The sequence below is a fragment of the Aureimonas sp. AU20 genome (genome assembly GCF_001442755.1).
GTDB lineage: Bacteria > Pseudomonadota > Alphaproteobacteria > Rhizobiales > Rhizobiaceae > Aureimonas.
Window position 1 is genome coordinate 839,393 of record NZ_CP006367.1, and the last position, 18,456, is coordinate 857,848.

Annotated in this window: 17 protein-coding genes; 7 read left to right on the plus strand and 10 right to left on the minus strand. The window is 66.7% G+C overall.

The features are described from left to right. Positions 1–55: 55 nt before the first annotated feature. From M673_RS03845 to M673_RS03855, 3 genes are read left to right on the plus strand one after another with little or no spacing between them, the layout of a single operon-like run. Positions 56–973 carry an ABC transporter permease gene (locus tag M673_RS03845; protein WP_061973713.1) on the plus strand — a complete coding sequence of 306 codons (918 nt, stop codon included), beginning with the start codon at positions 56–58 and terminating at the stop codon, positions 971–973. Continuing rightward, positions 939–1,892, plus strand: a complete 954-nt coding sequence (locus M673_RS03850) for an ABC transporter permease (RefSeq protein WP_082639155.1) — start codon at positions 939–941, stop codon at positions 1,890–1,892. The genes M673_RS03845 and M673_RS03850 overlap by 35 nt, the downstream gene beginning before the upstream one ends. Beyond that, positions 1,889–3,520 (plus strand): ABC transporter ATP-binding protein, encoded by a 1,632-nt coding sequence (locus M673_RS03855; RefSeq protein WP_061973715.1) that lies wholly within the window; start codon positions 1,889–1,891, stop codon positions 3,518–3,520. The genes M673_RS03850 and M673_RS03855 overlap by 4 nt, the downstream gene beginning before the upstream one ends. Positions 3,521–3,670: 150 nt before the next feature. Here M673_RS03855 and M673_RS03860 read toward each other — a convergent pair whose 3' ends face one another. Genes M673_RS03860 through M673_RS03880 form a run of 5 tightly spaced genes read right to left on the minus strand, consistent with a single transcriptional unit; the run spans position 3,671 to position 10,884 of the window. Then, a complete protein-coding gene (locus tag M673_RS03860; protein ID WP_061973717.1) occupies positions 3,671–4,300 on the minus strand; it encodes a methyltransferase family protein in 630 nt (209 codons plus the stop codon). Between the two features lie 53 nt (positions 4,301–4,353). Continuing rightward, positions 4,354–5,745 (minus strand): ATP-binding protein, encoded by a 1,392-nt coding sequence (locus M673_RS03865; RefSeq protein ID WP_061973719.1) that lies wholly within the window; start codon positions 5,743–5,745, stop codon positions 4,354–4,356. After that, positions 5,745–6,488, minus strand: coding sequence for a response regulator transcription factor (locus tag M673_RS03870; protein WP_061973721.1), 744 nt, complete (start codon positions 6,486–6,488; stop codon positions 5,745–5,747). Before M673_RS03870 ends, M673_RS03865 begins: the two co-directional genes overlap by 1 nt. Before the next feature lie 50 nt (positions 6,489–6,538). After that, a complete protein-coding gene (locus tag M673_RS03875; RefSeq protein WP_082639156.1) occupies positions 6,539–9,628 on the minus strand; it encodes an efflux RND transporter permease subunit in 3,090 nt (1,029 codons plus the stop codon). Then, positions 9,625–10,884 (minus strand): efflux RND transporter periplasmic adaptor subunit, encoded by a 1,260-nt coding sequence (locus M673_RS03880; protein ID WP_082639157.1) that lies wholly within the window; start codon positions 10,882–10,884, stop codon positions 9,625–9,627. The genes M673_RS03875 and M673_RS03880 overlap by 4 nt, the downstream gene beginning before the upstream one ends. Before the next feature lie 276 nt (positions 10,885–11,160). On the opposite strand from M673_RS03880, the gene M673_RS03885 reads away from it, so the two are divergent. Beyond that, on the plus strand, positions 11,161–12,000 hold the full coding sequence (locus M673_RS03885; protein ID WP_061973725.1) for a MipA/OmpV family protein: 840 nt from the start codon (positions 11,161–11,163) through the stop codon (positions 11,998–12,000). Between the two features lie 338 nt (positions 12,001–12,338). Here M673_RS03885 and M673_RS03890 read toward each other — a convergent pair whose 3' ends face one another. Together M673_RS03890 and M673_RS03895 are read right to left on the minus strand one after the other, a co-directional pair. Continuing rightward, positions 12,339–12,656, minus strand: coding sequence for a hypothetical protein (locus M673_RS03890; protein ID WP_061973727.1), 318 nt, complete (start codon positions 12,654–12,656; stop codon positions 12,339–12,341). 24 nt (positions 12,657–12,680) lie between these two features. Then, the gene (locus M673_RS03895) at positions 12,681–13,046 is read right to left on the minus strand and encodes a winged helix-turn-helix transcriptional regulator (RefSeq protein ID WP_061973729.1); all 366 of its coding nucleotides are present in this window, start codon (positions 13,044–13,046) and stop codon (positions 12,681–12,683) included. Positions 13,047–13,137: 91 nt separating this feature from the next. Between M673_RS03895 and M673_RS03900 the strand changes: the two genes are divergently transcribed. Continuing rightward, positions 13,138–13,713 (plus strand): FMN-dependent NADH-azoreductase, encoded by a 576-nt coding sequence (locus tag M673_RS03900; RefSeq protein ID WP_061973731.1) that lies wholly within the window; start codon positions 13,138–13,140, stop codon positions 13,711–13,713. A 21-nt stretch (positions 13,714–13,734) separates the two neighbouring features. Beyond that, positions 13,735–14,850: a Gfo/Idh/MocA family protein gene (locus tag M673_RS03905; RefSeq protein ID WP_061973732.1), complete on the plus strand. Its 1,116-nt coding sequence runs from the start codon at positions 13,735–13,737 to the stop codon at positions 14,848–14,850. A 349-nt stretch (positions 14,851–15,199) separates the two neighbouring features. On the opposite strand, the gene M673_RS24510 is transcribed toward M673_RS03905, so the two are convergent. From M673_RS24510 to M673_RS03920, 3 genes are all read right to left on the minus strand, one after another. Beyond that, positions 15,200–15,517 carry a hypothetical protein gene (locus M673_RS24510; RefSeq protein ID WP_061973734.1) on the minus strand — a complete coding sequence of 106 codons (318 nt, stop codon included), beginning with the start codon at positions 15,515–15,517 and terminating at the stop codon, positions 15,200–15,202. A 106-nt stretch (positions 15,518–15,623) separates the two neighbouring features. Next, the gene (locus M673_RS03915) at positions 15,624–16,532 is read right to left on the minus strand and encodes a DMT family transporter (RefSeq protein WP_061973736.1); all 909 of its coding nucleotides are present in this window, start codon (positions 16,530–16,532) and stop codon (positions 15,624–15,626) included. Positions 16,533–16,657: 125 nt separating this feature from the next. Next, a complete protein-coding gene (locus M673_RS03920) occupies positions 16,658–17,419 on the minus strand; it encodes an SDR family NAD(P)-dependent oxidoreductase (protein ID WP_061973738.1) in 762 nt (253 codons plus the stop codon). Between the two features lie 120 nt (positions 17,420–17,539). Between M673_RS03920 and M673_RS03925 the strand changes: the two genes are divergently transcribed. Further along, complete coding sequence (locus M673_RS03925; protein ID WP_244493251.1) at positions 17,540–18,415, plus strand: LysR family transcriptional regulator; 876 nt, start codon at positions 17,540–17,542, stop codon at positions 18,413–18,415. The last annotated feature ends 41 nt before the right edge of the window (positions 18,416–18,456 follow it).

Here is an 18,456-nt window from a genome sequence, read left to right on the forward strand (position 1 = left end):
CTTCAACCTCGCGGGGCCCGCCGGGCCGCGCCATGTCCGGTGGGAGGCCGGTATCATGGGACGCTTCATTCTGAGACGATCGCTCCAGAGCGTCTTCTCGCTCCTGGCGCTGGTGGTCTTCGTCTTCGTGCTTGCGCGGCTGGCCGGATCGCCTGCCGATCTGTTCCTGCCGCCGGACGCGACCGACGAAGCCCGGCAGCAGTTCGACATCCGCTACGGCTTCGACGATCCGATCGCGGTCCAGTTCCTCCATTTTGTCGGCGGCCTCCTGCGGCTCGACTTCGGGGAATCGATCCAGTTCGGTCGCCCCGCGCTCGACGTGGTGCTGGAGGCGTTTCCGACCACGCTCGCGCTCGCGGCCATCACCATGCCGATCGTGATCGCGGTGTCGCTCGTCGCGGGATCGCTTGCCGCGGCGCGACCGGGCAGGCTGTTCGACCGGCTGGCGGCGATCATGTCGCTCGTCGGTGCCTCGACGCCGAACTTCTGGGTCGCGATCGTCGGCGTGATCGTGTTCGCGGTCACGCTTCGCATCCTGCCGACGTCGGGAACCGGCTCGGCCGCGCATTGGGTGCTGCCGGTGGCGGTGCTGTGCCTTCGGCCGGTCGGCGTCCTCGTTCAGGTCGTGCGCACCTCGATGCTGGCGGCACTCTCCTCCGCCTACGTCAAGACGGCGCGAGCCCGCGGCGTCTCGCCACGTGCGATCGTCTTCGTCCACGCGCTGCGCAACGCCATGCTGCCGGTGATCAGCGTCGCCACAGACCAGGCGGCGGGCCTCGTCAACGGCGCGGTGATCGTGGAAACCGTGTTCGGCTTTCCCGGCGTCGGCAAGCTGATGATCGACTCCGTCCTTCTGCGCGACTTTGCGGTGATCCAGGCCGCCGTGCTCGTGACGGCGCTTGCCGTCTTTCTCATCAACATCATCGCGGACATCGCCTATGCGCTCGTCGATCCTCGCATCCGCTACAGCTGAGCGCGCCGGGTCCGCCTGGCGACAGCTGAACCGCGCCGGACAAGCGACAGCGGAGCTTCTGGCGACCCTGCGGGGCGACCGGGCAGCCCTTGCCGGTGCCTTGTTCCTCCTCCTGGCACTCGCCGCGACCCTCTTCGCCCCGCCGATCCTCGCGGACGAGGCGCGCAGCATCGATCTTGCCATGCGCAACGCGCAGCCTTTCGATCCCAACCTGCCTTGGCGCTACATGCTCGGCGCCGACTCCTTGGGCCGCAGCATCCTCTTCCGCCTGCTGGTCGCCACACGCAACACGCTCCTGATCGCCGGCACGGCGACGCTTGGAGCCGCGATCGCCGGCACGCTGCTCGGCATCGTTGCAGGCTATCGCGACGGGGCCGTATCGACGTTCCTCCTACGCCTGGCCGACGCGATCATGAGCTTTCCATCCATGCTCCTGGCTGTGTTGGTTCTGTTCGTCTTCGAGCCCGGCATCCTCAACGTCGTCGCGGTGCTCGCCGTCTCGCGTCTGCCGATCTTCCTGCGCACGGTGCGCGCGGAGGTGCTCGAAATCCGACAGCGGCTGTTCGTGGTCTCGGCCCAAGCAATGGGCGCTGGCCGCACGCGGATCGTTCTCAAGCACATCCTACCCATGGTGATGCCGACCGTCGTTACCTTGACCGCGCTCGAGATGGCCTTCGTGATGCTTTTGGAATCGGGCCTCTCGTTCCTGGGCATCGGCATTCAGCCACCCGAGATCACCTGGGGACTGATGGTGGCGGGCGGGCGCAACTACATCGGCTCGGCGTGGTGGGTGGCGTTCTGGCCCGGTCTCGCGATCTTCCTCGTCGCCGCGGCTCTCAATCTCGTCGCGAACTGGCTCCGCACCGCCCTCGACCCGGCGGAGCGCTGGCGGCTCGGATCGTCCCTGGAGGTCTCATGAGCACCCGTCCGCTTCTCGAGGTCCGCGACCTCTCGATCCGATTTCCTGGTCGCAATGGTCTCGTACGAGCCGTGGAGCGCGTGTCCTGGAAGGTCGAGGCCGGACAGACCCTGGCGATCCTCGGCGAAAGCGGCTCGGGAAAAAGCGTCTCCGCATCCGCCGTGATGGGGCTCGTGGATGCGCCGCCGGCGGTGATCGCTTCGGGACAGATCCTGTTCGAGGGCTACGACCTCTTGCGCGTCACCCCGACCGAGCGGCGAGGGATCAATGGGTCTAGCATAGCGATGATCTTCCAGGATCCGCTGGCGGCCCTCAACCCCGTTTATCCGGTCGGACGGCAGATCGCCGAGGCGATGCGCGTTCATGGTGTCGATGCCCAGACCGCGCGCCGACGGGTGGTGGAGCTTCTGGAGCGCGTCGGCATTCCCGAGCCCGAGCGACGGATGCGCGACTATCCCCATCAGTTCTCGGGCGGCCAGCGACAGCGTATCATGATCGCGGCCGCGATCGCGCTGGCGCCGCGCCTCCTGATCGCCGACGAACCCACCAGCGCGCTCGACGTTACCGTGCAGGCGCAGGTGCTCGATCTTCTGAAGGACATCCGACGCGACAGCGGCATGGCACTCGTCATCATCACGCACGATCTCGGCGTCGTGGAGAGGATCGCCGACGACGTCGTGGTGATGCAGGGTGGCGAAGTGGTCGAGCGCGGCACGCGACAAGCGGTGATGCATAGTCCGCGACACCCTTACACGCAACGCCTCCTCGCTGCGGTGCCCGGCCAAGGCGTGGCGGAAAGCGCCAAGAATGCTGCGGACGGGAGTGTCAGTCCCCTCCTGTCCGTGCGCAACGTCGCCAAGCGGTACTTTGGCCGACCTCCATTGCTGTCGCGGCGCCCCCAACCGGTGTTCACGGCCCTAGACGGGGCGAGCTTCGACCTCCACCGGGGCGAAACGCTCGGCATCGTCGGCGAGTCCGGGTCGGGCAAGTCGACACTTGTGCGCATCCTGCTGGGTCTCGACAGGCCGACCGAGGGTCAGATCGCCTTCGAGGGGCGGGACATCGCCTCGCTCAGCGAGGTTGAATTGAAGGCGCTCCGCCGCCGCGTCCAGTGCGTGTTCCAGGATCCCACCGCTTCCCTCAATCCGCGCATGCGCGTCGGCGAGATCATCGCCGAGCCCTTCGCGATCCACAAAGGCGTGCTCGAGCCTGTGCGGCGCCCGGCGCGCGTTGCCGAACTGTTGGAACTGGTCGGTCTCAAGGCCGAGCATGCCGAGCGCTTCCCGCATCAGTTCTCGGGCGGTCAGCGACAGCGCATCGCCATCGCGCGGGCGATCGCGCTCCGGCCGGACCTCGTCGTCTGCGACGAGGCGGTGTCCGCCCTCGACGTGTCCGTGCAGGCGCAGGTCATCGACCTTCTGAAAAGGCTGCAAAGGGAGTTCGGCCTCGCCTACGTCTTCGTTGCTCATGACCTCGCGCTCGTGCGCGACTTCGCCACGCGCGTCGCTGTCATGTATCGAGGTCGGATCGTCGAGCAAGGATCGACGGAGGAGGTTTATGGCCGCCCTCGCGACGACTACACGAGGCGTCTCCTGCGAGCCAGCGGCCTGACGGCGGCGCAGAGCTGACGAAGCCGGTCATCGGCGGGTGGAGGTTCGCCGGTTACCGAGGAGCGCCTGCTTCCATCGCCGATGCCGCCGGCATCGACTGCGGTTGGCGCCTCGCGACACCCAAAAACCCCTCGCCGGCCCTCTGCCGCCAAGTTTCCAAACACACTCTCAGAAGAGACGAACGAGCGGCGCGCCGAGCGTCGAGACCTGCGCCCATCCGATACCGCGCAGGACCGGAACGAAGGCCAGAAAGAACAGGGCATCGAGAACCGTCTGTCGCCAGCGGCCGGGGTCCACGCAAAGCGCGCCGACATCGCGCCAGAGAGAGGGTCGCGGCAGGAAGCGGGGGACCATTTGCCGATACCGTTCGAACGCGCCGCCGTGCAGGGCGGCGAGCGCTTTCTCCTCGTCGCGCACCACCGGAAGGAAAATCGCGTAGGCGCAGAGGAGGAGAACCAAGGTGATGGTGAGGCTGGCGGTTTGGGCGCCGAGACCGGCGGCCGCGAGGAAGGACGAGACGTAAAGCGGGTTGCGCGTCACGGAATAGGGTCCCGCCGTCACGAGCTCGCGAACCTTGCGGCCGCCGATGTAGAGCGTGCTCCAGGACCGGCCGAGGATGGCAAGGAACACAAGGACAAGCCCGAGGTCTTCCATCGCCTCCCGCTGCCACGAGGCGATGCCCCAAGGGCCCGAGGCCAGAAGAACCAGCGGCAGCGAGACGAGGGCCGCGAGGCGGATGCGCAGCTTCCTGCGCGATTGCGTGCGATCCAGCGCGTGATGGATGGTGGCGTCAAACATTGGCGAGCGTTCCGAACGATCGAGCGGCGGGCGCCGCTTGTTGCGTTCCCTGCTTAGCCGCCTCCCGAGCCCTTCGACGCTTCGTTTGATGTCGAGATGTTGCGGCTCGTCGTGTGCGTGTCGCGTCGGCGCAGCGGCAGCGCGAGGCGCACGACCAGACCGTGAGGCGCACGGGCCAGAAGGCTCATCGTGCCGCCATGCGCCCGCACGATGTCGGCGACGATCGAAAGACCGAGGCCGAAGCCCTCACGCGGGCGCTCGCCACGCGCCGCGTCGATCTTGAAGAAGGGTTCGGTGACGAGCGCGCGAAGCTCCGCGGGGATGCCGGGGCCGTCGTCGGCCACCTCGATCCAGATCGTGTCGGCATTCGGGATCAGCGAGACGACGACCCGCTTCCCGAACTTCACGCCGTTGTCGCACAGGTTCGTCACGGCGCGCGTCAGCGCGTTCGGCCGGCAGGTCGCGGCAAGACGGGCCGGTCCCTCGTATCGCAGGTCGAAGCCGACGTCGGCGAAGTCGGCTTCGATCGTCTGGAGGAGGCTGGCAATGTCGACGCTTTCCTCGGCCTCGCCCTGCGCGTCGAGACGCAGGTAATCGAGCGTCTCGGTGGCGAGTGCGTCGATGCGTTCGATATCGGAGATCATCGCGTCGCGCTCTGTTCCCTCCGGCAGCCGCTCCACGCGCAGGCGCAGGCGCGTGAGCGGTGTGCGCAGGTCGTGGCTGACGCTGCGGAGCATGCGCATGCGCATGTCGATCATGCCACGGATGCGTGTTCGCATGCCGTTCAAAGCCCTGGCGAGGGCAACCACTTCGACCGTTCCGCGCTCCGGAATCAGGCGCTCCTCGGCGATGCCGTCCGTCCGGTCGAGTTCGGCCACGATGCGATCGATGGGCCGCGCAACCGTCTGCGCCGCATAAAAGGAGAACAGAAGAAGGAGAATGACGAAAGAAAGGACGTAATAGGTCAAGGGTCCCACGACGTCGTTGGTCAGGACGTCGGGAAGGTTCGGCACGACGAGCACCGATCGACCGTCCACGGGCACCGCCAAGGCCCGATGACCGTCCAGAACGATCCAACGGGCTCCGGTCGACAGATCGGTGTCCTGCGGAAACAGGAGTCCGACCAGTTGCGCCGCAAGACCAAGCGGCGGCGACGCCGCGATCCGCGCATCGAGATCGCCCGTCGCGACGAGTTCGATCTCGAAGCCGAGGCGCGCGGCGCTTGCGAGCAACCATTCGCGCTGCGCCGGGTCGGCTCCCTCCATCTGCCGGCCGATCGTGAACGCCCGCTCGGCAATCGCGTCGGTATCGGCAGTCGGAAGAATCGTCTTGCGCAACGGTTCGATGGCGCCCTCCAACGAGACCACGGCGACGACCGCGAGGACGATGACGATCATCATCTGCGCGCGGATCGTCTTGGGCCACCATCGCCGCGGTTCGCCCATCACGCCCGCTCGACGGTCGCGGCGAAGAGGTATCCCGCCAAGCGCACCGTGGTCAGCAGGGTCGGCTGCGCGGGGTCGGGCTCGATCTTCTGACGCAGGCGGCTGACATGAACGTCGATCGAGCGTTCGATCGGTCCGGCCAGCCCCGCATGGGTCATCGACAGAAGCTGCTCGCGCGAAAGGACACGGCCCGGATTGCGGCACAAGGCCAGAAGGAGGTCGAACTCCGTCGTCGTCATCGCGACCCGCGCGCCGGACGGGTTGCGCACCGTGCGGCGCTGGGGGTCGATCGTCCAACCGTCGAAGCGCAGCGTCTCGCTTTCGTTGCGTCCTTCCGGTGCGTAGGCGGCTCGGCGGAGAAGGCTGCGGATGCGCGCGACGAGCTCGCGCGTCGAGAATGGCTTGGTGACGTAGTCGTCAGCGCCGAGCTCCAATCCGACGATCCGGTCGATCTCCTCGTGCTGCGCCGTCAGCATGAGCACCGGAATCGTGCTCGACGCGCGCAGCCGTCGGCAGATCGAGAAGCCGTCCTCGCCCGGCAGCATCAGGTCGAGAACGATGAGGTCGTAGGTCGAACGGCGCATGGCGGCGTCCATCTCGGCGCCGCTGCCCGCGATATCGGCGAACAAGCCCGCATCCCCGAAGGCTGCCGCGACCATGCGGGCAATCTCCGGGTCGTCCTCCACGAGAAGCACGCAAGGCATCTCGCTGTTTCGCTTCGGGGGCGTCGGCGTCAGGATCATCGTAGTCCCGTTTGAAATGCGCGAAGGCGAGTGAAGGAGAGCGGATCGCATTAGACTAGCATCTCGGAGCGGCCGGTGTCGGAAGCGGACGACGTCGCGCGGCGGGCATTCCGCAGGCGTGCCGCCCATGCCGTCCAGTCCCCGAACAGGCAGTGAAGCGCTGGCACCACGACCAGTGACAGAAGTGTCGAGACCACGAGCCCGCCGATCACCGCGATCGCCATCGGCGAACGGATGCCTCCGCCCTCGCCGATCCCGATCGCGGCCGGCACCATGCCGGCCACCATCGCAAGCGTCGTCATGACGATCGGCCGAGCTCGCTCCATGCCGGCTGCGACCGAAGCGTCGCGGCGGGACATCCCAGCCCGTTCGCGATCCAGCGCGAAGTCGATCAGCATGATGGCATTCTTCGTGACGATACCCATCAGCATCAGAATGCCGATCACAACCGGCAGGGAAACGGCGGTCCCGGTCACGAGAAGAGCCAGAACCACGCCGCCGGCCGAGAGCGGCAGCGTCACGAGGATCGTCAGCGGCGTCAGGAGGCTGTTGAAGAGAAGGATCAGCACCACGAGGACGAGGCCGATGCCCGTGCCCATCGCGACCGCGAAGCCGGCGAAGACCTCACCTTGCGTGTCGGAATCGCCGCTCGGCACGACGCGCACATCGTCGGGAAGGGATCGGACCGAGGGCAGCGCCATGAACGCTCGCAGTCCGTCGCCCGCCGCCATGCCGGATGCCATATCGAAGCCGATCTCGACACGGCGCTCCCGGTCGAAGCGCTGAATGCGCGAGAGGCGGCTCGCCGTCTCGAAGGATGCGACCTGCGCAAGCGGAATCGTGCCGCCTTCGAACGTCGGGACGCGAAGCGCCTCCAACGTTTCGAGGCTGTCTCGACCCACCTCCGACAGGCGAAGACGGATCGGGATCCTGCGCTCGCCGTCCGTGAAGTCGGGTAGCGCTTGTTTGGCGGCTCCCCTCGTGGACACGCTCAGCGTCTCGGTGATCGCGGCGGTGGTGACGCCTGCATCCGCCATGCGTTCCGGCAGCAGCCGGAGGCGAAGCTCGGGGCGCGATCCCGCCTCGCTCGACGCCTCCCCGACGGCGAAGGGAGCGGTGGACAGGTCGCGCAGGATCGCGGCGGCGGCACGGCTCGCAGCCGCTCCGTCCCGCGACAGGACGTCGAGCGAAACGTCGCGGCCGCCGCGACTGTTCAGCATCTCGAAGCGGATGTCCGGGACCGTGCGCAGCCGATCGGCGACGCCATGTGCGATCAGCGCCGCCGTATCTTGCCGATTGTCCTTCGGGTGCAGTGTCACCAGCACGGCGGCTCGCCGGAGTTCCCGAACGCCAAGCGCGTTGACCCCACCCTCGATGAAGACATGCGCGACGTCCTCGATCGCGCCCACGGCTTGCGTGATCTCGGACGCGGCGGCGCGTGTCTCGGCCAGGGTCGAGCCGGGCGGAAGCTCGATCGAGAGCTGGAGCCGTCCGTTGTCCTCGGCAGGCAGGAACTCGGTCGGCAGGCCGGTTGCCGCGCCAACCGATAGGGCAAAGAGCGCGACCGCGAGCGTCACGGTCGCGAGCGGCGTGGCGACGGCCAGCCTTGCGAGATCGCCGTAGAGACGCATGGCGCGTCCGGGCGGACGAGGGGTCGCGTGCCGCAGCCGCATCAGCCGCGCGGCCAGGAGCGGCGTGACGAGACGCGCGACAAGGAGCGAGAAGAAGACCGCGATCGCGACCGTCAGGCCGAACTCGCGGAAATACTGCCCGACCACGCCGCCCATGAAGCCGACCGGCACGAAGACGGCGATGATCGTCGCCGAGATGGCGACGACCGCAAGCCCGATCTCGTCGGACGCGTCGATCGCCGCATCCCAGGCCGACTTGCCCATCGCGCCATGGCGCGCGACGTTCTCGATCTCGACGATGGCGTCGTCGACCAAGATGCCGGCGACCAGCGTTATGCCAAGCAGGCTGATGACGTTCAGTGAGAAGCCGAACAGCAACATGGCGAAGAAGGTCGGGATCGCGGCCAGCGGCAGCGCGACCGCCGCGATCAGCGTTGCACGCCAGTCGCGCAGGAACAGAAACACCACCGCCATGGCGAGAAGCGAGCCTTCCACAAGCGTGCTCATGGCCGCGTGGTAGTTTCCGAGCGTGTAGGTCACGCTGTCGTCGATGAGAGTGAAGGCGAGGCCGGCATGCTCGCTCTCCAGCTCTCCGGTCAGTGTCGCAACGGCCTCGGCGACCGCGTCGTCACTGGCTCCGGGCGCGCGGAACACCGTGAAGCCTATCACCTCGTGCCCGTCCAGGATGGCGAAGCCGGCAGGGTCGGCCTCAGCGTCACGAATGGTCCCGAGGTCCTCCAGCGCGACCGCGGAGCCATCGGCCAGCGTGATCCGGGTCGCCCTCAGCGATCCCAGCGAGTTGATTTCGCCCGATGCCGACAGGGCGCGATCAAGGCCGCCGGCTTCGGTCGTCCCGGCGGCTCGGTTCACGGCAAGCGCGCCGAGCTGCCGGTTGACCTCGGCAACGGTGACGCCGAGCGCGAGAAGACGGTCGGGATCGAGGCGCACCTCGATCTCGCGATCAACGCCGCCGACCCGATCGGTCCGCCCGACACCCGGGAGCGCGCGCAACCTGCGCAGGACCACATCGTCCACGAAGAAGGAGAGGTCCACCGCACTCATCGACCGGTCCGAGACGGCGTAGCGCACCACCGCGCCGTTTTCGACATCGACGCGCTGGATCACGGGTTGGTCGATGGTCGCGGGTAGATCGGGGACGATCGCGGCGACCGCATCGCGCACGTCCGTGACGGCGCGATCCACCGGGATGGCGAGGTCGAAATCGATCGTGGTCACGCTCTCGCCGTCCCGGATCGTCGAACTCAGCTTGTCTATGCCCAGAAGCCGGGCGACGCTGTCTTCGACGCGTCGCGTGATCGCCGCTTCGATCTGCTCCGGGGAGGCGCCGCTGTCGGTGATGGAGACGCTTACCCGCGGCACGTCGATCGTCGGGAAGTAGGATATGGGAAGGCGCAGGAATCCGACGATCCCAAGCCCGAGCAGAACCACGAAAAGGAGAACGGAAGGCAGGGGCCTACGGATCGCCCAGGCGGAGACGTTCACGCTCATCGCTCGCTCGCCATTCGCAGGGTCGCCGGTTCGAAGCCGGTCGGAGACGCAGGGTAGGGCGTCTCGATCGGCGTGACGCGGTCGCCGTCGGCAAGAACGCCTGCGGATTTCAGAACCACGCTGTCGCCGGCCTCGACGCCGCTGAGAACCTGCACGAGGTCGGCCGTCTCGATGCCGGTTCGCACTATCGTTCGGGTGACCGCGCCATTCCGGTAGGTCAGGACCGTACTGGCGCCGCCCTCCGTCTGCATGGCAGAGGTGGGTAGAACAACGCCATTCCCGGTCCCGACTTCGATCTCCCCGCTCGCGAAAGCGCCGATCGGGAGGTCCGTCCCTTGGGGAAGCGTCACGCGGAGGCGACCCAGCCGGCTTCGGGACCCGAGTTCGGGTTGGAGAAGGCGCAGACGTCCCATGATCGCATCCGGGGCGCCGACCGTCCTGACGCTGGCCGTCTGCCCCGCTTGCAGCTTGGCGAACCCGCGCTCCGACACTTCACCGTCGATCTCCAGGAGGCCGTTCTTGATGATCTGAAAGAGCGGTTCGCCGCCTCGTGCGGGAATAGCGCCGATCGATGCGGTGCGCCGCGCGATCTTTCCCCCTGTCGGCGCGCGGATTTTCGTGAAGCCGAGTTCGAGCGCGATACGCCGCGCCTCGGCCTGGGCTAGGCTTTGGTCGGCCTCTGCGCCCGCGAAGCCTTCGCGGGCGGTCGCCAGCGCGGCGTCGGCGCGGCGCAGCGCCGTTTCCTGCGCCTCGAGCGCCCCCTGCGAAAGCAGCCTCTTATCGTGCAACTGCGCGCTTCGACGAAGGTCGGATCGGATCTGGTCAAGCGCGATCTCGGCGTCCTCGACGGCCACTTTCGCCTGCCTGACCGCCGCCGCGGCTCGTGCGAGCTTTGCCGCCGCGCCCGCTTCCTCGACACGCAACATCGTGTCGTCGAGCTCGGCCAAGACATCGCCGGCCCGCACGACGTCGCCCACCTCGGCCCGCACCGTCAGGATACGAAAATCGTCAAGGCGCGAGGAGACGGACACGGTTTCGCCCGCCACCACGCTTCCGGTCAGGCGAACCGTTTCGCGCACCTCGCCTCGTTGCGCCGCCACGACACGTATGGCTGGAGGAGCTTCGCTTGGTTGAGCCAGAGCGGCACCTGACTGAACGACGCCGAGAAGAGCCAGCAGAACCGAGAGGCGGGCGACGCGGGACATGGGGCAGCAGCATCTCGGATCGTGAACGGTTCGGGCAAGCAAGGCGGGCATTGTCGATCTCCCAAGGCGGGGGCTCCCCCGCGGATAGGGGCGGAGAGCAGGTCGATACCGTTCTAGAAGGTCGCTACCGCGCCGCGGGTGTTGAACTGTTGCGTTATGTTAAGCTCGAAGGTTGGGATCGCTTCGCCCCAATCCCGCCCCGTTCGGCAATGAACCGCAACACAACGACACCCGCGCCGACGCGGCGTTGCGGCAGGAAAGTGATGCCGCCGCTTCCGCCCACCATCGGTTTCGCGCGGACGGCGACCCGTTCCTCCCGGAGTTCCCATGTCGCGTTTTGCTTCCAACATCCGTTCCCTGTCCTGTGCTGCCACGGTTCTCCTTCTCGGAAGCGCGCCCGTCGCGATGCCCGCTGCTGCGGCCGATGCGACACTTGCCGAGCGCCTGGCGGAGCCGCCCGTCGAGGACGCGGCGACCACGCCGGTCCGCAATTGGACACTGATCGTTGGCCTTGGCGGCGCGCTCAAGCCCGAGTACGAGGGCGGCAAGGATCTGGAGGTCAGCCCGCTGCCGATCTTCCTGTTCACCTACGGCGACTGGCTGAAGATCGATCCGACGGGCCTCGAACTCGAAGCGTTCGAGGCGAACGGCTTCTCGGTCTCCGCATTGGCAGGCTACGAGTCGGGGCGGGACGAGGACGACGACCCGATCCTGCGCGGTCTCGGCGACATCGACTTCGCCGCGACGCTCGGGGGCAAGGTGGCTTACGAGACCGGCCCGTTCGCAATCTACGCGACGTTGGAGAAGACGCTCGGCGGAAGCGGCGGATTGGTCGGCACCTCTGGCGTATCGCTTACCGCGCCGGTCAGCGAACGGATCATTCTTGGGGCGGACGCGAAGGCGGTGTTCGCCGACGATCGTCACATGCAATCCTATTTCGGCATCGATGCCACGCAATCGGCGCGCTCCGGCTTGCCGGCCTACCAAGCGGAGGCGGGACTCAAACGCATTGATGTGTCCGCCTCCGCCACATATCTGGTGAACGAGCACTGGCTCGTGCGGGGCGAGGCGGGTGCAAAGTTCCTGACGGGCGACGCCGCCGACAGCCCGATCGTCCGCGAGACCGTGCAGCCTAAAGCGTCGCTCATGCTCGGGTACAAATTCTAAGGAAAAGCCCAGCGCGTGCGAATCGACCGATAGCGATCGGCTACGGCTCCCGTATCGTTCTCAGCACGCGATTGCAGGCTGCAAGACGAGCCGGTCGCTCGTCCGGCGCCATCATGGTCGCCCTGGCGGCGTTTCTAGGGGCAAAGCAGGTTTATGGCCATCTAGCCGCCACGGCAGCGATGGGGGGGCGCTCACCGATGTCCGGTTTGGAGCGTATCCATATACCCTTCGATATGTCTTAGTCGGGTTGTTCGCAGAACGGCAGCTTTTCGCTCGATCTCTCTTAAAGCTGCCGGTCCGTTCTCGGCCCGTACGCGCCGTTCATTGAGGCTTTGGGATTACTCGGAAGCGGACATTCGGTCGTTCGATTTCGTACGCCCGCCGGACACGGTGGCGCCGTCCCACGTCGCGTCCTGCCCGTCCCGAACGAAGTCCACGAATGCCCGCAGCGTGGGTGCCATGTGACGTCGGTGCGCAAAGCAGAGGAGGAAGCCTGCGAAGGGCTCAAGGAAGGCGTCCAGAAGGGAGACGAGCTCGCCGCGCTCCACGTAAGCGCGGAACGTGTCCTCTGTGGCGAACGTGATGCCTCGCCTGCCAACGCCGTGCGCAGCATGAAGCGCGGATCGTTGGTGGAGATCCGCGGGTTCAACCGACATCGCCAAAGCCCAGTCTCCCGCACGTCACGCGACATCGTAGCGGATACGGTTGCCTTCGACCTCGTCGAGATGCTCGGCGGCCCATTCGCCGAGTTTGAGGACCGGTTCCGACAAGGAGCGGCCGAGCGGTGTCAACGCGTACTCGACCTGCGGCGGCAGTGTTGGGTGAACCGTTCGGCTGACCATGCCGTCGCGTTCCAGGGCCTTTAGCGTGCGCGTCAGCATCTGCTGCGAGATTCCGCCGATCGTCCTCTTCAACTCGTTGAAGCGACGGGGCTGGCGTCGCAGCACCATGACGATCATGACCGTCCACTTGTCGCCGACGATGCTGAGAATGCCCTTCATGCGTCGACATTGCGTCGAGACGCCGGGGGAGGAAGGCAGATCCATGTGACCAAGTCCTAAAGGTTTGCGTTCTTGGCGGCGCTCGTTAAGTCACATAACTGGCTCAGGTCACAAATCCAGACCTCAGGACGGCCCGATGAAGCTCCTGCACCTCGATTCCAGCATTCAGCGCGAGGCCTCCGCCAGCCGCGCCCTTTCCGCAGCGGTGGTGGAGCGGCTGCGCTCCGACGATGCCGGCCTCGACGTCACCTACCGCGACCTCGCCGGGGAGCCGCTCGCGCATCTCACGCTCGACGCTTTTGCCGGCGCCGAGGCGCAAGCGACGCTGACGGAGTTCCTGGCCTCCGATATCGTGGTGATCGGCGCCGGGCTCTACAACTTCACCATCCCGAGCCAGCTCAAAGCCTGGATCGACCGCATCCTCGTCGCCGGCCAGACCTTTCGCTACGGCGAGACCGGGCCCGAGGGGTTGGTCAAGGGCAAGCGCGTGATCGTCGCCCTGGCCCGCGGCGGCCTCTACGGCGAGGGCTCGCCCTTCGCGTCCTATGAGCATGCCGAGACGCTGCTGCGCGGTACGTTCGGCTTCATCGGCGTCGAACCCGAGTTCATCGTCGCCGAGGGACTGAACTACGGCGCGGACAGACGCAAGGCGGCCATCGAGGCCGCCATGACGAAGATCGGGCAGGTCCACCTGCAGCAACGCGCCGCCTGATCCGCTTCGAAGGAGTAGACCATGACCAAGCAACCGTTCCGCGTCGGCATCGTCGGCCTGCAACCCGGCCGAAGCTGGGCAGCGCGGGCCCATCTGCCCGCGCTACAAGCCCTGCCCGAGGATTTCGAGATCGCCGGCGTCGCCAACACGAGCCGGGCCAGCGCCGAGAGAGCGGTCGCCGAGACAGGACTGCCCCGCGCCTACGACGACGTCGCGGAACTGGTGGGCGACGCGTCGATCGATGTGGTGGCGGTCACCGTAAAGGTACCGCACCATCGCGCGATCGTCGGTGCGGCCTTGGCGGCGGGCAAACACGTCTACTGCGAGTGGCCGCTCGGCAATGGCTTGGCCGAGGCGGAGGAACTCGCCGCGCTCGCGCGGACGGCCGGTGTCGTGGCCGTCACGGGAATACAGGCGCGCCTTGCTCCAGAAGTCCGACAACTCGTGCGACTTGTGGCCGAGGGTTACGTCGGCAAGGTGCTTTCCACGACGATCGTCGCGCGGGGCGGCGGCTGGGGCGGCATGATCGCGAGCCGTTCGACCGACGCCTACCTTCTGGATCGTTCGACCGGTGCGAACATGCTGACGATACCCATAGGGCATACGTTGGCTGCGGTGCATGGCGTGCTGGGCGATGTCGCAGGCGTATCCGCCGTGCTGACGACGCGCCGCGCGACCGCGCTCGCCGCCGATACGGGCGAGACCCTGCCCGTGTCGGCGCCCGACCAAGTGCTGGTCAGCGGTTTGTTGGCCGATGGCAGCCCATTGTCGTTGCATTACAGAGGTGGAATGGCGCGAGACGGCCAGGGTTTTCTGTGGGAGATCAATGGCACCGACGGCGACCTGCGGCTGTCCGCACCCTTCGGTCACCCGCAACTCCTGCCGCTGACGCTGACCGGCGGCCGCGGCGACGACCGCTCGTTCCAACCGATCGACGTGCCCCCCGATCTTCTCGCCGATCTGCCAGCCGACCCGACCTACGGCAACGTCGCCCGCACCTACGCGCTGATGGCCGAGGATATTCGTCAAGGTACGCAGAAGGCGCCGAGCTTCGACGACGCGGTCACGATTCATCGCATCATCGACGCGATCGAACGGTCCTCGGCGGATGGCAGGGCGGTCGACGTTTCGCGGTAGGCGATCGGACGACACGGGCTGTCGAAAGCGTCGCACCGGGCGCCGGGCGACGCCGACCGCAGATCACGATGGCGCAGGAGAGGCATGCGCATCACGGAGACGACCCGATACTGGGCGTCGGAGGGGCAGGCGGACGCGGTGCTCGCGACACGCGTCGAGGTTTCGCGTACGCGTGTCCACCTGGGGCTGGAACCCGGGGGCATCCGCGAGCGCGTCGGGGGTGGGGACGGTCCAGACGTGACATGAGCCGCCACCGTCGCCAGCGAAGCGGATCACGCCGCCGACATGGCGGCGCGTGCGAGCAGCCCCGACCTACCCGCCCTTCAGGGATCAGATGGCAGGTCTCACCTCACGCTTCCAACGGCTTGTGGAACGGGAATTCCCGCACGACAGATTGGACCATTCGGAACGGGCTGACCGAACCTGACTGTTCCGGAGGGCGGACAGGGTGGCAGCCTTTCGGTCGATCCGTCACCAGGGAAATCGTCTGGTTTTCCCAGCACGTGTAGACCCCGGAGGGATCGGTCGGCCCGAACCTCGCGACCCGTACGACCTCGCTCGAACCTTTCTCGAGCGTCGCGGTGCCCAGTTGGTTGTTCAGCGCTGTGTTGGTGAACTCGGGCCAGACGAGGTTCACCTTGATGCCATCCTCCTCGTGCTCGATCATCGTCGACAGGGCGATGATGCCGAAAAGACCCGACCATCCCCCGCCCCCGAGTTTTTGTTAAGTGCTCTTCGCGCCACAGCCGATGGCGAGGGACGACTGTCGGCCCTCAGCCTGCCTTGCGGTCGGCCAGGAGCCCCGCGAACGTTCCCGCCACGATCATCGCCGCGCCGAGCACGGCGCCGCCGGTGACGGGCTCGGACAGGAGGGCGTGGGCCAGGGCGAAGCCGAACAACGGCTCGGTTCCCATCAGGAAGCCGACCCTCGTCGGGCTCGTGCGGCGCACCGCGGCGTTCTGGACGTAGAAGGCCGCGACCGTGCAGAACAGCGACAGGAACGCGACGCGGCCCCAGAAGCCGGCGTCGGCCCGGACCGCCAGGGCGCCGAGGTCCTGCATCACGACAAGGGCAACCAGTGCCATGGCGCCGACCGTGGCGGCTTGCACGGCGGTGAGTGCGACCGACGAGAGCGAACGTGCCGACATCAGCCGCTTGGTGGAGACGACCATGACCGCGCGAAGCGCGGCGGCGAGAAGAATGAGCCCATCCCCCAGCGTCCAGGCCGTCAGGCCGCCGACCAGCAAGCCCACGCCGGCGCAGGCGATCACCGCGCCGCAGACGACGATCGGGGGTGGCAGACGGCGCGAGAGCCCATGGTCCAGGAACGGGGTGAAGAGCGTGCAGAGCGAGATGATGAGGGCCGCGTTCGTCGCGCTCGTCAGCGCAAGGCCCGCGATCTCCGAGATGAAGATCGCCGCCAGGATCGCCCCGAGCACCGCAGCGCGCAGGATGTCGCCCCATCTGGCGGAAGCGAGTTCCCGGCGCGCCGCCAGCCCCATGATGCAGGCTGTGGCGAGGAACCTGTAGAAGATCAGGACGAGGACGGGGGCATAGGCCAGCGCGCTCTTGGTGACGGGGTAGCTCGCGCCCCACACGACCGCGATGGCGAGAACCGCCGCGTCGGCCGGGAGCGTCGACCGCTGCACGGTCCGCGCCATGGTGCCGGATGGATGGGTCATGCTTGCTTTCGCCCTGCGTGCCGCCGGACCCCCTTGATCCTGGCTTCCGATCGGCTTGATAGGGGGCGGTGCCGGAGCGTTATAGAACGAAAGTGCGGACCCGGTCGGGCTGCGCGTAAGCGATTCTAAAGCCGAAACCCTCCTGCGACTTCGATGCGCTGGCCATTGACCCATCGAAAGTCGTCTGACAACAGCGCTGCGATCACAGGACCGACCTCCTCGGGACCGCCGACGCGCCCGAGCGCGGTCTGCGAGGCGATTGCCTTATTTACGTCTGTATTGTCGCGCGTCACCCCACCGCTAAAATCGGTCGCGATGGCGCCGGGCGCGACGACATTCACGCAGATGCCGCGTGGTCCGAGTTCGAGTGCCATGTACCGGGTCAGGGTCTCAACCGCCGACTTGATCGGCCCGTAGATCGCGCGCCCCGGAAAGCTGAACCGGGTGAGACCGGAGGCGACGTTCACGATGCGACCCCCGTCATTCATCAACGGCAGCAACGTCTGAGTAAGAAGGAATGGACCCTTGAAGTGGATGGCGAAGATTTCGTCCAATTCCGCCTCGGTGCCGTTGGCGAGCGTCGCCGTCGAGGAGGTGCCGGCGTTGTTGACCAAATAATCGAACCGTTGAGCGCCCAGTGTCGCAAGAGCCTCACGGACGTCGGCGGCGAACCTGGCGAAGCTATTCGCCTGTCCCACGTCGAGTTGCAGCGCCACCGCCTTTGCGCCCGCTTGCCGAACCAACTCGACCACCTCATTGGCCACAGCGCGCCCGGAATGATAGGTTACGATCGAAGACACGCCGCGCTCGGCTAAGCGAAGCACGGCATCGCGGCCAATACCTCTGCTGCTGCCGGTTACGATGGCGATGGGAGGTGACGACGGCATGGCAATTCTCCGATTGTTCACCCGCAGAGCATAGAAACCCGCCCGAAACGGCGTTAGACAGCTATTTTTGACAACATAATTCTCTCTAGGCGAACAGTGAGCACGGATCGACTGGCCACCTTGGCTCTCTTCGTCCGCATCGTAGAGCGGGGAAGCTTTACTGGAGCGGCGGCGGAGCTCGGTATCTCCCGCCCCACCGCCACTGCCGCCATTCAGGAACTGGAACGGCGGCTCGGCGTGCGCCTACTCCATCGCACGACGCGTCAGGTTCGGCCGACCCGTGAAGGCGAGGCTTATTACCACCGCTGCGTCGCAATCCTGCGGGAGCTGGAGGAGGCCGATCGAACCGCTGCCGGCACGGTGTCAGGGCTGCTTCGCATCGACGTCGCAGGACTGATCGCCCGGACGATGCTGCTCCCGGCACTTCCCGAGTTCCTGTCGCGCCATCCAAATCTCAACATCCATCTGAGCGAGAGCGAGCGGTTCGTAGATCTGGTGCGCGAAGGCGTGGACTGCGTGGTGCGAGCAGGCGAGCTGGCCGACAGCGGCATGGTCGGCCGCACTTTGGGAGCCGTCGAGGAGATCACCTGCGCCAGCCCCGCCTATCTATCCGCGCGGGGCACCCCGGCTTCGCCGGACAATCTGGAAGGCCACCAGATGATCGGCTTCGTTTCCTCCCGGACGGGACAGCCGCTGCCGCTCCAGTTCACGGTGGGAGGTAAGATCGTGGAGATCGCGCTGCCGGCGCGCATCCTCGTCAGCGGTTCGGATACCAGTGCCGCCGCCGCCAGACTGGGCTTCGGGATCGTTCAAGCACCCCGCTACCGTTTTGCCGAGGATCTTGCATCGGGCGCACTGACGGAGATCATGTCGGAATACCCGCCAACGCCTACCCCCATATCCATCCTGTTCCCCGACAGTCGCCATCTCTCGCCGCGGGTGCGCGCTTTTGTGGATTGGGCTGCCGAGATCCTGGCACCTTACCTTTTACGATAGTCAATTATTGTGGGACTCGCTGGTATCGCGAACAGCAGCTT

Bases quoted from the DNA above. Each gene is read 5' to 3' on its own strand.
- M673_RS03845 (WP_061973713.1), top strand. From the start codon at position 56: ATGGGACGCTTCATTCTGAGACGATCGCTCCAGAGCGTCTTCTCGCTC.
- M673_RS03850 (WP_082639155.1), top strand. From the start codon at position 939: ATGCGCTCGTCGATCCTCGCATCCGCTACAGCTGAGCGCGCCGGGTCC.
- M673_RS03855 (WP_061973715.1), top strand. From the start codon at position 1,889: ATGAGCACCCGTCCGCTTCTCGAGGTCCGCGACCTCTCGATCCGATTT.
- M673_RS03860 (WP_061973717.1), bottom strand. From the start codon at position 4,300: ATGTTTGACGCCACCATCCATCACGCGCTGGATCGCACGCAATCGCGC.
- M673_RS03865 (WP_061973719.1), bottom strand. From the start codon at position 5,745: ATGGGCGAACCGCGGCGATGGTGGCCCAAGACGATCCGCGCGCAGATG.
- M673_RS03870 (WP_061973721.1), bottom strand. From the start codon at position 6,488: ATGATCCTGACGCCGACGCCCCCGAAGCGAAACAGCGAGATGCCTTGC.
- M673_RS03875 (WP_082639156.1), bottom strand. From the start codon at position 9,628: ATGAGCGTGAACGTCTCCGCCTGGGCGATCCGTAGGCCCCTGCCTTCC.
- M673_RS03880 (WP_082639157.1), bottom strand. From the start codon at position 10,884: ATGCCCGCCTTGCTTGCCCGAACCGTTCACGATCCGAGATGCTGCTGC.
- M673_RS03885 (WP_061973725.1), top strand. From the start codon at position 11,161: ATGTCGCGTTTTGCTTCCAACATCCGTTCCCTGTCCTGTGCTGCCACG.
- M673_RS03890 (WP_061973727.1), bottom strand. From the start codon at position 12,656: ATGTCGGTTGAACCCGCGGATCTCCACCAACGATCCGCGCTTCATGCT.
- M673_RS03895 (WP_061973729.1), bottom strand. From the start codon at position 13,046: ATGGATCTGCCTTCCTCCCCCGGCGTCTCGACGCAATGTCGACGCATG.
- M673_RS03900 (WP_061973731.1), top strand. From the start codon at position 13,138: ATGAAGCTCCTGCACCTCGATTCCAGCATTCAGCGCGAGGCCTCCGCC.
- M673_RS03905 (WP_061973732.1), top strand. From the start codon at position 13,735: ATGACCAAGCAACCGTTCCGCGTCGGCATCGTCGGCCTGCAACCCGGC.
- M673_RS24510 (WP_061973734.1), bottom strand. From the start codon at position 15,517: ATGATCGAGCACGAGGAGGATGGCATCAAGGTGAACCTCGTCTGGCCC.
- M673_RS03915 (WP_061973736.1), bottom strand. From the start codon at position 16,532: ATGACCCATCCATCCGGCACCATGGCGCGGACCGTGCAGCGGTCGACG.
- M673_RS03920 (WP_061973738.1), bottom strand. From the start codon at position 17,419: ATGCCGTCGTCACCTCCCATCGCCATCGTAACCGGCAGCAGCAGAGGT.